A 12,162-nucleotide genomic window follows, 5' to 3' on the forward strand; every position below is an offset into this window, starting at 1 on the left:
ATTTGCCGCTTTATATTTTTTAAACTGAAATAAAACTATAATTACACAGTCATGATTTCCTTTTCTTTTGCTTCGAAAAGTTCATCCACTTTTTTAACGTGCTTATCCGTTATTTGTTGTACGTCTATTTCAGCATTCTTTTTTAAATCTTCCGATACATCGTCATTTTTCTTAATATCGTTGTTGGCATCTTTACGAGCCGTACGGATACTTACTTTAGCATCTTCAGCCTCAGCTTTAGCTTGTTTTGCTAAATCTCTACGACGCTCTTCTGTTAAAGGTGGTACGTTTATAATAATAACGTCTCCATTATTCATTGGGTTAAAACCTAGGTTTGCATAAGCAATACCACGCTCAATTTCTTGTAGCATGTTTTTCTCCCATGGTTGTACCGTTATAGTTCTACCATCTGGTGTGTTTATATTGGCTACTTGACCAATTGGTGTTTGTGAGCCGTAATAGTTAACCATTACGCTCCCTAGCATTGCAGGGCTAGCTTTACCAGCTCTAATATTTACAAATTGTTTTTCAAGATGCTTAAGGGCGTTATCCATTGCTTCTTGTGTGCTGTCTAATATAAATTGAATGTCTTCCATTGTTTTTTACTTTAATATGGTTTTGCTATTTCAACAATTGCGCCAAATTTTAAAGGTTTACTTCAGTACCTATTTTTTCACCAGCAACAACTTTAAGTAAATTACCTGGTTTATTCATATCGAAAACAATAATTGGTAATTTGTTTTCTTGGCTTAAAGTAAATGCAGTTGTATCCATTACCTTTAGGCCTTTGCGTAATACATCATCAAAAGTAATATTATCGAATTTTACAGCTTTAGAGTCTTTTTCAGGATCTACATTGTAAATACCATCTACACGTGTTCCTTTTAAAATGACATCGGCTTCTATTTCAATAGCTCTTAAAACGGCTGCAGAATCTGTTGTAAAATACGGATTTCCTGTTCCACCTCCAAAAATAACAACACGCCCTTTTTCTAGGTGGCGCATAGCTTTTCTTCTAATAAAAGGTTCGGCTACTTCGTTTATTTTAATAGCAGTTTGCAATCTTGTCGGTATATCGGCATCTTCCAAAGCACCTTGTAAAGCTAAACCGTTAATTACTGTGGCTAGCATACCCATGTAATCACCTTGAACACGATCCATACCTTTACTAGCTCCAGCAACACCTCTAAAAATGTTTCCACCTCCAATAACTACGGCTACTTGTACGCCTTGGTCTGTAATGGTTTTAATGTCTTGTGCGTATTCGGCTAGACGTTCTGGGTCTATACCGTATTGACGTTCACCCATTAAGGCTTCGCCTGAAAGTTTTAAAAGTATTCTTTTATATTTCATTTTATGAATTATGAGATGTTCGCTTAAGCGGAAACAAAAGTTTAGCAAAGCTACATAAATTTTTTATTTTTTTGAATTTATTACGCAGAATACCAAACGGTAATTTAAATATCTTTAAAATGTTTTGGGCGGGTTTTTATGAAAAATAAAAACCGAGCTATCCACTATATCTTTTTAAAATATAAGGATCGTGATAGATATATGGGTTTTATCTCCGCAATTTTGTTTTTGTTGTAGTTTTCTACTTAATTGTTTTAAAAAGGATGCCATTTCTATCTCTCCCGCGTGTATTTGCCGAGTACAGTTATATGGCTAATGTGTTAAGGTTAATTAGTAATAATAATATTTAAAAGGTAATCGTCATGCATGCATAATGTTGTAGTAGTTTTTGTGTAAACGGAAATTAATATCACTGGTTTCTATTATGAGAATTCTCGTTGTCTTCGGAATGGCGGGTATGAGATTGTATATTTTTTTAAATTTTTCGGTTGAGATATAGATCAGAGTTCAATTTAAAGCATAAAAAAACCACTACATCTAAAAAAAAGAGTAGTGGTTTTTATGTTTTATTTCCGTGTAAACGAAAATTGAATAATTAATTATCCAACAGATACACGTTTGAAATCTGTAATTTCAACTTCGCCGTAAGATGCAACGTATTTTGCAACGTTAGATTTTTCGTCTTTAATGAAATTTTGATCTAATAAACATTTTTCTTGGTCTAATGTTGTGTTGTCAGAAACGAAACGCTCCATTTTACCAGGTAAAATTCTATCCCAGATTTGTTCTGGTTTTCCTTCAGCTTTTAATTCCTCTTTAGCAGCTTCTTCAGCTTTAGCTAAAACTTCTGGAGTTAATTGAGCCATAGAAATAAATTGAGGTACGTTTTTAAGTGTTTTACCTAAACGACCTAACTCGATATTATCTTTTTCAATAACAGCAATTCTTGCTTCAGTTTCTGATGCTACAAAAGCAGGATCAAAATCTTTGTAAGATAATGTGCTTGCTCCCATTGAAGCTACTTGCATAGCTACATCTTTAACTAAAGTATCAGCGTTATCAACTTTTGCAGATAGACCAACTAATGCAGCAATTTTGTTGATGTGAACGTAAGTTCCAACAAATGGTGCTTGTAATTTTTCAAAACTAGTAATATCTAGTTTTTCACCAATTACACCAGTTTGCTCAATTAATTTGTCAGCAACAGTCATTCCTCCAAAATCAGCAGCTAAAAAAGCTTCTTTAGAATCTACTGTTAAAGCAATATCAGCTAATTGGTTAGCTAAAGCTAAAAAGTTTTCGTTTTTACCAACAAAATCAGTTTCACAACCTAAAACAATAGCAACACCTTCAGTTTGGTCTGCATTAATTTTAGAAACAGCAGCACCTTCAGAAGAGTCTCTATCGGCTCTTTTTTCAGCTACTTTTTGTCCTTTTTTACGTAAAACTTCGATTGCTTTATCGAAATCGCCTTCCGCTTCAACTAAAGCTTTTTTGCAGTCCATCATTCCTGCGCCAGTAGCTTGTCTTAATTTGTTTACTTCAGCGGCTGTAATTTTTACTGTAGTACTCATAGTTATTAGAATTTAAAAAAGTCGTTCAATATATTTTCAACAAAGAAAAGTACTAAACGACTTATTTGTGTTTTGTTAATGTTATTTTATTCTTCTTCTTCAGCAGATGCTTTTGGTGCTGGTGCAGCTTTTGCTTTTGGAGTTTCCTCTTTTGCAGATGCAGCAGCATCTTTATCAGCTTTACGCTCAGCTAATCCTTCAGATATTGCAGAAGTTACGTGAGATAAAATTTTATCAATCGATTTAGAAGCATCGTCATTTGCAGGGATAACGTAATCCACTTGGCGTGGATCAGAGTTTGTATCAACCATTGCAAAAATTGGAATGTTTAATTTTTGTGCTTCTTTAATCGCGATATGCTCACGCTTAATATCTACAACAAATAAAGCTCCAGGTAAACGAGTCATATCAGTAATAGAACCTAAGTTTTTTTCTAACTTAGCTCTTAAACGATCTACTTGTAAACGCTCTTTTTTAGATAACGTTAAAAACGTACCATCTTTCTTCATTCTATCAATAGTAGCCATTTTTTTAACAGCTTTTCTAATAGTAACAAAGTTAGTTAACATTCCACCAGGCCATCTTTCAGTGATGTAAGGCATGTTAATAGATCCCGCTTTTTCAGCAACGATATCTTTAGCTTGTTTTTTTGTTGCAACAAATAAAATTTTACGACCAGAGTTAGCGATTTTTGCTAATGCTTCTCCAGCTTCATCAATTTTAGCTGCTGTTTTGTATAAGTTGATAATATGGATACCGTTACGTTCCATATATACGTAAGGCGCCATGTTTGGGTCCCACTTACGTGTAAGGTGTCCGAAATGCACACCTGCTTCAAGTAATTCTTTTACTTCTACTGCCATTTTGTAATAATAGTTTACGTTCTGTTGAATTAGCAATGTTCCATTTCGCTTTACGCTTTTGGCTTCATTTAGATGCTAAACTAAATCCTATTTGTTTTAAATAAAATAGGACAACAATAACTTGTTTTTTTATTTTGTTTGAAATGATACCAGGCATCTGAAAAACAGATCCTGAACCATGTCCAGGATATTAACGTTTCGAGAATTGGAATTTCTTACGCGCTTTTTTCTGACCGAATTTCTTACGTTCAACCATTCTAGGGTCTCTAGTTAATAAACCTTCTGGCTTTAAGATTAATCTGTTCTCAGCATCTAACTCACACATTGCGCGAGAAATTGCTAAACGAACAGCCTCAGCTTGTCCAGTAATACCACCTCCATATACATTTACTGTAATATCAAAGTTGCTGTCATTGTTAGTCAAAACTAAAGGCTGATTTACCTTGTACTGTAAAGTCGCTGTAGGGAAATAGTTAGTTAAGTCTTTTTTATTAATCGTAATGTTTCCTGTTCCTGTAGAAACATAAGCACGAGCAACAGCCGTCTTTCTACGGCCAATTTTGTGAATTACTTCCATGTTATTTAAATTCTTCTAGATTAATTACAGCTGGTTTTTGAGCTTCATGTTTATGAGCTGTTCCAACAACAACGGTAAGATTACGGAATAACTCAGCACCTAATTTGTTTTTAGGTAGCATTCCTTTAACTGATTTTTCTACTACTCTTGCAGGATCTTTTCCAAACAATTCTGTAGCAGTTAAACTTCTTTGACCTCCTGGATACCCAGTGTGACGAATGTACGTTTTATCGTTCCATTTGTTACCAGATAAACTGATTTTTTCTGCGTTGATAACAATTACGTTATCACCACAATCAACGTGAGGTGTGAAGTTTGGCTTGTGTTTACCTCTTAAAAGTTTTGCAACTTTAGAAGCTAAACGACCAAGTGCTTGTCCTTCAGCGTCAACTAAAACCCACTGCTTATCTGCAGTTGCTTTGTTAGCTGAAATCGTTTTGTAGCTTAATGTGTCCACGTTTTTAATTTATTTTTATTAAACATTCCTCTCTTAAAAAGAGTTTGCAAATTTACGATTATATATTTGATTACCAAATAGTGTGGTTATATTCTTTTAATAAAATTAAAAGTATTGATATTTAGGGGTTTAACCTATGGTAATATTTGTTAACTAAAAAAGCCAGATAAGTATGTTTTATCTGGCTTTTTTAATTGAAGCGTACTTTATGTTTATTTACCTAAACCTATTATAAGTCCACCAGAATAGTAAGTGCCTTTACCAATGTTTCTACCGCTAACTACAGTACCAGAACCAAGACTAACACCAATAGTTTTAGTAATTGGAGCATAAAGGTTTAAACCAACTCTAGAAAAACTTACTTTAGTTTCAGGGAAGTTACCAGCAAAGTTTGGCGAGTTAATGTCTAAGCTGCCATTACTTTTTTGAGCATCAAACCAAGCATCTGCATAAAATGCTTTTCCTGCGTATCCTAATTTAATTTGTGCGTTAACACTATTTGGTACATCAAATTTAGCACCATCACCTAAGCCTAAATTATTATCAGCTTCTCCTCTTATAGAGTGACCAACAAATGCATTTCCGAAGAAACCAGAGTTGTTATTATATTGTAAGCCTAATTTTGTGTCAATAGACGACGCACCGTTACCGAGAGAAAGTATTCCTGTAGGTTCGTAATCAAAAGCATAAGATCCTCCTACTGCTACAACAAATGTAGTTGTACCATTTTTATGTTGTGTTACAAATGGTGCCCATTTTACCAATAAGCTTACATCTTGTAGGTTAGATTGTTCTGTAGTCCCGTTTACAGGGTCTGCAACGCCTTGTCCTTCAGAGTCAATATAAGGTAGGTTTGCAATTACAGTAAGGTTATCTGTAATACCATAATTAGCATATACATTGTATATGTTCTGGTCAATTTGGTTGTGTGCAGGTACAGCATCTACTTCATCAAGGCCTAAATAGAATTTCTCATAAGTAGCAAAGGTGTAAGAAACAGCAATGTTTGCTTCTCCTTTTTTGTTAAAAAATCCGTCAGGGTTAATTTGAGCTTGTGTGTTTTGTATCGCAATACTGAACACGGTAATTAAAGTTAAAAATAATTTAGTTTTCATAGCATTCTTTTTTTTTGATTATTGGGATTATAGGACGATTTGAATAACTATTCATTACAAAGTATATGTTAAGTTTTATTTTGCGTTTGTAAGTTTTTAGAATGTTTTTTTGTGTAAATCATTTGTTTTTATGTTGTTAGGTGAAGGGCTTTAATTCAATAAATTTTGAAATTATTATGTTTTCTAATGAATCTCTTTTGTTAGTTTTGCGCATTCTTATACATATAATATGATTTCAGTTGATAATTTAGCCGTAGAATTTAGTGGAACCACACTGTTTAGTGATGTATCGTTTACTATTAATGAAAATGATAAAATTGCCTTAATGGGGAAAAATGGTGCTGGAAAATCAACCATGATGAAAATTATTGCTGGTGTGCAGAAATCTACTCGCGGACATGTACGTTGCCCAAAAGAAGCTATTATTGCTTATTTACCACAGCATTTATTAACTGAAGATGATACTACCGTTTTCGATGAAGCTTCTAAAGCGTTTAGCCACGTGTACACCATGCGTGACGAAATGGAAGGTTTAAATAAACAATTGGAAACACGTACAGATTACGAATCGGACGAGTACATGAAAATTATTGAGCGTGTATCCGATTTAGGTGAAAAATATTATGCTCTAGAAGATGTAAATTATGATGCTGAAGTTGAAAAAGCATTAAAAGGTTTAGGTTTTAAGCAGGAAGATTTTACCAGAAACACCAACGAATTTAGTGGTGGATGGCGTATGCGTATAGAATTAGCTAAAATTTTACTACAGAAACCGGACCTTATATTGTTAGATGAGCCTACCAACCACATCGATATCGAATCTGTAATTTGGTTAGAAGATTTTTTACTGAACAAAGCTAAAGCCGTAGTCGTTATATCTCACGATAAAGCCTTTATTGATAATATTACAAACCGCACCATAGAAGTCACTATGGGGCGCATTTATGATTATAAAGCCAACTACACACATTACTTGCAATTGCGAGAAGATAGGCGTGCACATCAAATAAAGGCTTACCAAGAGCAACAGCGTTTTATTGCCGATAACCAAGCGTTTATAGATCGTTTTAAGGGTACGTTTTCTAAAACCAACCAAGTAACATCGCGTGAGCGTATGTTGGAAAAATTAGAAATTATTGAAGTGGATGATATTGATACATCGGCTTTAAAATTACGTTTTCCAAAAACGCAGCGTTCTGGCGATTATCCGGTTACGGTTAAAGATGTTTCGAAATTTTACGGCGAGCATGTGGTATTTAATAATGCTAATATGTCTATTGCACGTGGTGAAAAAGTATGTTTTGTAGGTCGAAATGGTGAAGGTAAATCTACCATGATTAAAGCTATTTTAGGCGAAATTGATGTAGAAGGCGAATGTAGCTTAGGGCATAATGTAAAGGTTGGGTACTTTGCCCAAAACCAAGCCGCTTTGTTAGACGAAGAATTAACCATTTTTCAAACCGTAGACGAGGTCGCTAAAGGCGATGTGCGTACACAAATTAAAAATATTTTAGGTCGTTTTATGTTTAAAGGCGATGATATCGATAAAAAAGTAAGTGTGCTTTCTGGTGGCGAAAAAACAAGATTAGCCATGGTGAAACTTTTGCTAGAACCGGTTAACTTGCTTATTCTCGATGAACCTACAAATCACTTAGATTTAAAATCGAAAGATGTTTTAAAAGAAGCATTACAAGATTTTGATGGCACGCTTATTCTGGTGTCGCATGATAGAGATTTTCTACAAGGGTTATCAAACAAAGTATTCGAATTTAAAGAAAAACGTGTTATTGAACATTTTGAAACAATTGACGATTTCTTGGTTAGAAACAGGATAGAAAGCCTAAAAGCTATCGATTTGTAGTTCTGTTTATCTTATTTTATAGTTATTTCGTCTAAAGGCAAAATTTAGTTTTCTTGTCTTTTAAGTCGATTAACCTAATTTTTTATTGCTTCATCTAAAAAAAAGGTTTTTACTTCTAAACCATTTTTTCAAGTTTCCTTTTCAAATTATCTTTGCAGTATAATTATAGCATATCTGCAACGATTAGGTGGTAATACTCTTAATTCAATAATTTGACAGCATGTTATGGTTTAAAGATTAAGATAATCCCCCTCAAGATCTAAGAATTTAAAAGGAAGTTCAACCAGAAACTTAACGTTATGAACAAAATATTAATCGCTTTTGCGCTATTTACATTCGGTTTAAATGCACAAAGTAAACTGCAACCCAACATACACGCCTCTTTAAATTTAGGGCAAACTATTACAGATAATACATTAGGTTTAAGAGATTCTAAATACGTTATCAATAAGGTGCTTTTGTATAATAAAGAAACTTCAGAACAACGCGTATATCGAAACCAAGCAAAAAGTATTGCCATCGATTTAGACCAAGTTAAAACAGGTGTATATACGGCAATGGTTTATGTAAATGGCGATGTTAAAGTGTTCAATTTAGATATTGTAGGTTTAAGTTCAAGCGAAAATTACGAAACTACCGAAGCGGCAGAAGTTGCTGTGCTTCAAGAAAAAAAGCCAACGGTAGAAGAAGTTGTTGAAGTTCCTGAAGCTCCAGTAGAAGTTAAAGAGAAAAAAATTAAGTTTTATCGTGTAGAATCTACCGTAGCATTTAAGTATAGTTCTAGTAAATACAATGTGTTTACAGAAAAACGTAAAGATGCTTTAATTAGAAAAAACGAGCTAGATTTAACAACACGTATCGGAAAGAAAAACACGTTAGTTGTTTACGCCGTATACTTAGATCGTAGCGAGGAGATGATTTATGATACAGGAGCAGTAAAAGATTTTAATAAAACACTACCTGCTGGTAACGAGTTGTCTTCTTTATAGATTAAATTGATGTGTTTTAAGCAGGCCAACTTAGGCTTAAGCTATAATTCATGTCTAGAACTACAAGTTCAACATCCACAATACAAACCAACGAATAGCACCCAACCCTTGGGGAACGCCCAAATTAATTGAGTTATCATGTTTAGGCGGCTATTTTTGCTTATTTTTGCAGCGTTATGCAAGATTTAAAACTTTCGGATTGGTTACCTACCACAAACAAAGAGGTGAAAATACGCGGATGGGAAGCGCTAGACGTTATCTTATTTAGTGGCGATGCTTATGTAGATCATCCAACTTTTGGGCCTGCAGTTATTGGGCGTATGCTAGAGAGTTTTGGTTTGCGTGTCGCTATTGTACCGCAACCCAATGTAAACGATAATCTTCAGGATTTTGTAAAAATGGGACAACCAAAAATGTTTTTTGGTGTTACAGGTGGTTGTATGGACCCCATGATTAGCAATTATAACGCGAATAAAAAACGTCGTGATAAGGATGCTTATACACCAAATGGTGATATTGGGTTTCGTCCGGATTACGCAACAACCGTTTATTCTAAAATTTTAAAGGAAAAATGGCCAGATACTCCAGTTTTAATTGGTGGTATTGAAGCATCTTTACGTCGTGTTACACATTACGATTATTGGAGCGATAAGTTATTACCTTCTATTTTAGAAACTTCAAAAGCCGATATGTTGGTTTACGGTATGGGCGAACAACCTTTGCGCGAAGTGGTGCGTTTGTTAGAAAAAGGTGTGCCTTTTAAAAGTATAAATACGGTATTACAAACGGCTGTACTTTTAGATGAAGGTGAAAAAATACCAAAAAATAGTAATTGGGAAGATGTTGAAATAGCCTCGCACGAAGTTTGTTTAAAGGATAAGAAAAAATACGCATCTAACTTTAAAGTGATAGAGCAGGAGTCCAACAAATTGGCAGCGCGACGTATTTTTCAGAAAATTGGAGATAAAACTTTGATGATTAATCCGCCATATCCAACCATGACGGAAAGTGAGATTGATGCCTCTTTCGATTATCCATATACACGATTACCACATCCAAAATATAATAAACGTGGGCCTATTCCGGCTTTCGAAATGATAAAGTTTTCCATTAACATTCACCGTGGATGTTTTGGAGGCTGTAGTTTCTGTACCATATCGGCACACCAAGGAAAATTTATTGCATCGCGTAGTAAAGAGTCTATTTTAAAAGAAGTAGATACGGTGGCTAATATGCCAGATTTTAAAGGGTATTTGTCTGATATTGGTGGGCCAAGTGCCAACATGTATCAAATGAAGGGGAAAGTGCAATCTATTTGCGACAAGTGTGTGGCGCCTAGTTGTATTTCGCCAGTAATTTGTAGCAATTTAGATACGTCTCACAAGCCTTTAACCGAATTGTATCAGGCTGTTGATAGTCATCCGAAAGTAAAAAAATCATTTATTGGTTCGGGAATTCGCCACGATATGTTGGTGCCAGAATTTAATAAAAATGCCGACCCGAAAGAGTTAGATGATTATACTGAAGAGGTGATGACGAAGCATGTTTCCGGACGACTTAAAGTAGCGCCAGAACATACTAGTGATCCGGTATTGAAACTAATGCGTAAACCATCGTTTTCTTATTTCCATAAGTTTAAAGAGCGTTTCGATAAAATTAATATTGCTAAAGGTTTAAAACTTCAGTTAATTCCTTATTTTATATCGAATCATCCGGCTTGTGAAGTAGAAGATATGGCTAACCTAGCTGCCGAAACTAAAGATATGGGTTTCCAGTTAGAGCAAGTACAAGGGTTTACTCCAACACCAATGACGGTGGCTACGGTAATTTATTACAGTGGTTACCATCCATACACGCTTAAAAAAGTAAATACGCCTATTACTAGAAAAGAGAAAGACGAACAACACCGTTTTTTCTTCTGGTATAAAGATGAAAATAAAGACTGGATTAAAAAGACTTTAAACAAATTAGGGCGTCAAGATTTACTAAAAGTGTTACTACCCGAAAAAACAGAGAAGTGGCGTAAAAACACACCTACTGGAGATGCTAAACATACCTTTGATGATGCTGTGCCGTTTAATAAGCGTAAAAACAAAGCGAAGTTTAAAAGTAAGAAGAAGCGTCGTTAATTTATACGTTTAGCAACCGTAGAATTTATGCACACAGTATTTCCTAATCGTTTTATTTTTGTTATATTATTACAATGAAAAAACAATTACAAATCATTAATGGTGTCGCTTTTGTGTGTGTTATTGTAATGAACTATTTGTCTAACACAGGTTTATTAAATAACACCACCATAGGAGAAGTTTCTAAAGATTATAACACCTTATTTACTCCCGCAGGTTATGCGTTTTCCATTTGGGGAATAATCTATTTACTCTTGTTAGGGTTTATTGTTTACCAAGGTCGCAGTCTATTTGTAAACGTTAGAAACGACGATTTTATTTTAAAAACAGGTTGGTGGTTTCTAATCTCTTGCATTGCTAATTGTGCCTGGATTGTAACCTGGATTTACGGTTACACCTTAATATCTTCCATATTTATCTTTATCATTCTATTTGCGTTATTACAAATTGTGCTTAAAAACAGGATGGAATTGGTAGACGAACCAATTTCTGTTATTCTATTTTTATGGTGGCCCTTTGTAATTTATAGTGGCTGGATTACCGTGGCTAGTATTGCAAATGTATCGGCCGTTTTAGTAAAATACAATTGGGATGGTTTCGGTTTATCGCCAACATTTTGGACTATCGCATTAATAGGTATTGCGACCATAATAAACTTAATGGTAACCTGGAAACGAAACATGCGCGAGTTTGCACTTGTTGGTGCTTGGGCTCTAATTGCTATTTATGTAGCTAATAGCGACGCCAATACCATTGTAGCTTATACTGCAGGAGTTGCTGCTGCAATTTTAATTATAAGCAGCTCTACGCATGCCTTTATTAACCGAGAAACAAACCCTGCGATTAAGTGTAAGGAGTATTTAGATGCTAGGAAAAACTAAAGCCTAACGTTCTACTTTTTTAATTTTTTCTGAGTTTTCCCTTTTCTTGTGGCTACAGCATGTGCTAACACAGCCACTTCTATAAGTAGAATTGCAATTTTAGCTTTTTTACTCTTTGTTAATGTACTTGTAAGTCCTAATACTTTTGTAATGATCATAATTTATATCTTTTTAAGAACAAATTATGGATAAAGTTCATTGTTGAATGACTTGATAAATATTTATTTTGACTGGATTGGGAGTTTTGTTTAGTCAATAGAACGTTTTGCGGCATCTTTCCATAGATTATTTGGTGTCGATTTTAGGTTTCTATTTTAATTGATAGTTTTTGGTTTGAAGGATAATGAGCTAAATGTTATGCTT

General features: G+C 34.4%; 12 protein-coding genes. 4 read left to right on the forward strand and 8 right to left on the reverse strand.

From position 1 onward, the window contains the following. Positions 1–41 precede the first annotated feature (41 nt). The 7 genes from frr to BM246_RS07870 all read right to left on the reverse strand — a co-directional run bounded on the left by frr (position 42) and on the right by BM246_RS07870 (position 5,939). Positions 42–596 (reverse strand): ribosome recycling factor, encoded by a 555-nt coding sequence (gene frr, locus BM246_RS07840; RefSeq protein WP_042496558.1) that lies wholly within the window; start codon positions 594–596, stop codon positions 42–44. Between the two features lie 49 nt (positions 597–645). Further along, on the reverse strand, positions 646–1,353 hold the full coding sequence (gene pyrH, locus BM246_RS07845; RefSeq protein WP_042502563.1) for a UMP kinase: 708 nt from the start codon (positions 1,351–1,353) through the stop codon (positions 646–648). 599 nt (positions 1,354–1,952) lie between these two features. After that, the gene (tsf, locus tag BM246_RS07850; protein WP_042496562.1) at positions 1,953–2,927 is read right to left on the reverse strand and encodes a translation elongation factor Ts; all 975 of its coding nucleotides are present in this window, start codon (positions 2,925–2,927) and stop codon (positions 1,953–1,955) included. Between the two features lie 86 nt (positions 2,928–3,013). Further along, on the reverse strand, positions 3,014–3,790 hold the full coding sequence (gene rpsB, locus BM246_RS07855) for a 30S ribosomal protein S2 (protein WP_042496565.1): 777 nt from the start codon (positions 3,788–3,790) through the stop codon (positions 3,014–3,016). A gap of 190 nt (positions 3,791–3,980) precedes the next feature. Beyond that, the gene (rpsI, locus tag BM246_RS07860) at positions 3,981–4,367 is read right to left on the reverse strand and encodes a 30S ribosomal protein S9 (RefSeq protein WP_042496568.1); all 387 of its coding nucleotides are present in this window, start codon (positions 4,365–4,367) and stop codon (positions 3,981–3,983) included. Position 4,368: 1 nt separating this feature from the next. After that, positions 4,369–4,824, reverse strand: coding sequence for a 50S ribosomal protein L13 (gene rplM / locus BM246_RS07865; protein WP_042496570.1), 456 nt, complete (start codon positions 4,822–4,824; stop codon positions 4,369–4,371). 212 nt (positions 4,825–5,036) lie between these two features. Beyond that, entirely contained in the window at positions 5,037–5,939 is a 903-nt protein-coding gene (locus BM246_RS07870; RefSeq protein ID WP_074936959.1) for a hypothetical protein, read from the reverse strand. Between the two features lie 229 nt (positions 5,940–6,168). Here BM246_RS07870 and BM246_RS07875 point away from each other — a divergent pair, with 229 nt between their 5' ends. The 4 genes from BM246_RS07875 to BM246_RS07890 all read left to right on the forward strand — a co-directional run bounded on the left by BM246_RS07875 (position 6,169) and on the right by BM246_RS07890 (position 11,799). Further along, positions 6,169–7,800, forward strand: coding sequence for an ABC-F family ATP-binding cassette domain-containing protein (locus BM246_RS07875; RefSeq protein WP_074936961.1), 1,632 nt, complete (start codon positions 6,169–6,171; stop codon positions 7,798–7,800). Positions 7,801–8,099: 299 nt separating this feature from the next. Further along, positions 8,100–8,789, forward strand: a complete 690-nt coding sequence (locus tag BM246_RS07880; RefSeq protein ID WP_074936964.1) for a hypothetical protein — start codon at positions 8,100–8,102, stop codon at positions 8,787–8,789. Between the two features lie 176 nt (positions 8,790–8,965). Next, entirely contained in the window at positions 8,966–10,918 is a 1,953-nt protein-coding gene (locus BM246_RS07885; RefSeq protein WP_074936967.1) for a YgiQ family radical SAM protein, read from the forward strand. Positions 10,919–10,992: 74 nt separating this feature from the next. Then, entirely contained in the window at positions 10,993–11,799 is an 807-nt protein-coding gene (locus BM246_RS07890) for a hypothetical protein (protein ID WP_074936969.1), read from the forward strand. An 11-nt stretch (positions 11,800–11,810) separates the two neighbouring features. Here the strand turns inward: BM246_RS07890 and BM246_RS19950 are convergent, their stop codons facing one another. Continuing rightward, complete coding sequence (locus BM246_RS19950) at positions 11,811–11,957, reverse strand: hypothetical protein (RefSeq protein WP_159018502.1); 147 nt, start codon at positions 11,955–11,957, stop codon at positions 11,811–11,813. Between the last annotated feature and the right edge of the window lie 205 nt (positions 11,958–12,162).

The sequence above is a fragment of the Algibacter lectus genome (assembly GCF_900112395.1).
GTDB classification, from domain to species: Bacteria; Bacteroidota; Bacteroidia; order Flavobacteriales; family Flavobacteriaceae; genus Algibacter; species Algibacter lectus.

Coding starts and splice junctions, on each gene's coding strand:
- frr (WP_042496558.1), bottom strand. CDS start 596: ATGGAAGACATTCAATTTATATTAGACAGCACACAAGAAGCAATGGAT.
- pyrH (WP_042502563.1), bottom strand. CDS start 1,353: ATGAAATATAAAAGAATACTTTTAAAACTTTCAGGCGAAGCCTTAATG.
- rpsB (WP_042496565.1), bottom strand. CDS start 3,790: ATGGCAGTAGAAGTAAAAGAATTACTTGAAGCAGGTGTGCATTTCGGA.
- BM246_RS19950 (WP_159018502.1), bottom strand. CDS start 11,957: ATGATCATTACAAAAGTATTAGGACTTACAAGTACATTAACAAAGAGT.
- rpsI (WP_042496568.1), bottom strand. CDS start 4,367: ATGGAAGTAATTCACAAAATTGGCCGTAGAAAGACGGCTGTTGCTCGT.
- BM246_RS07870 (WP_074936959.1), bottom strand. CDS start 5,939: ATGAAAACTAAATTATTTTTAACTTTAATTACCGTGTTCAGTATTGCG.
- BM246_RS07875 (WP_074936961.1), top strand. CDS start 6,169: ATGATTTCAGTTGATAATTTAGCCGTAGAATTTAGTGGAACCACACTG.
- BM246_RS07880 (WP_074936964.1), top strand. CDS start 8,100: ATGAACAAAATATTAATCGCTTTTGCGCTATTTACATTCGGTTTAAAT.
- tsf (WP_042496562.1), bottom strand. CDS start 2,927: ATGAGTACTACAGTAAAAATTACAGCCGCTGAAGTAAACAAATTAAGA.
- BM246_RS07890 (WP_074936969.1), top strand. CDS start 10,993: ATGAAAAAACAATTACAAATCATTAATGGTGTCGCTTTTGTGTGTGTT.
- BM246_RS07885 (WP_074936967.1), top strand. CDS start 8,966: ATGCAAGATTTAAAACTTTCGGATTGGTTACCTACCACAAACAAAGAG.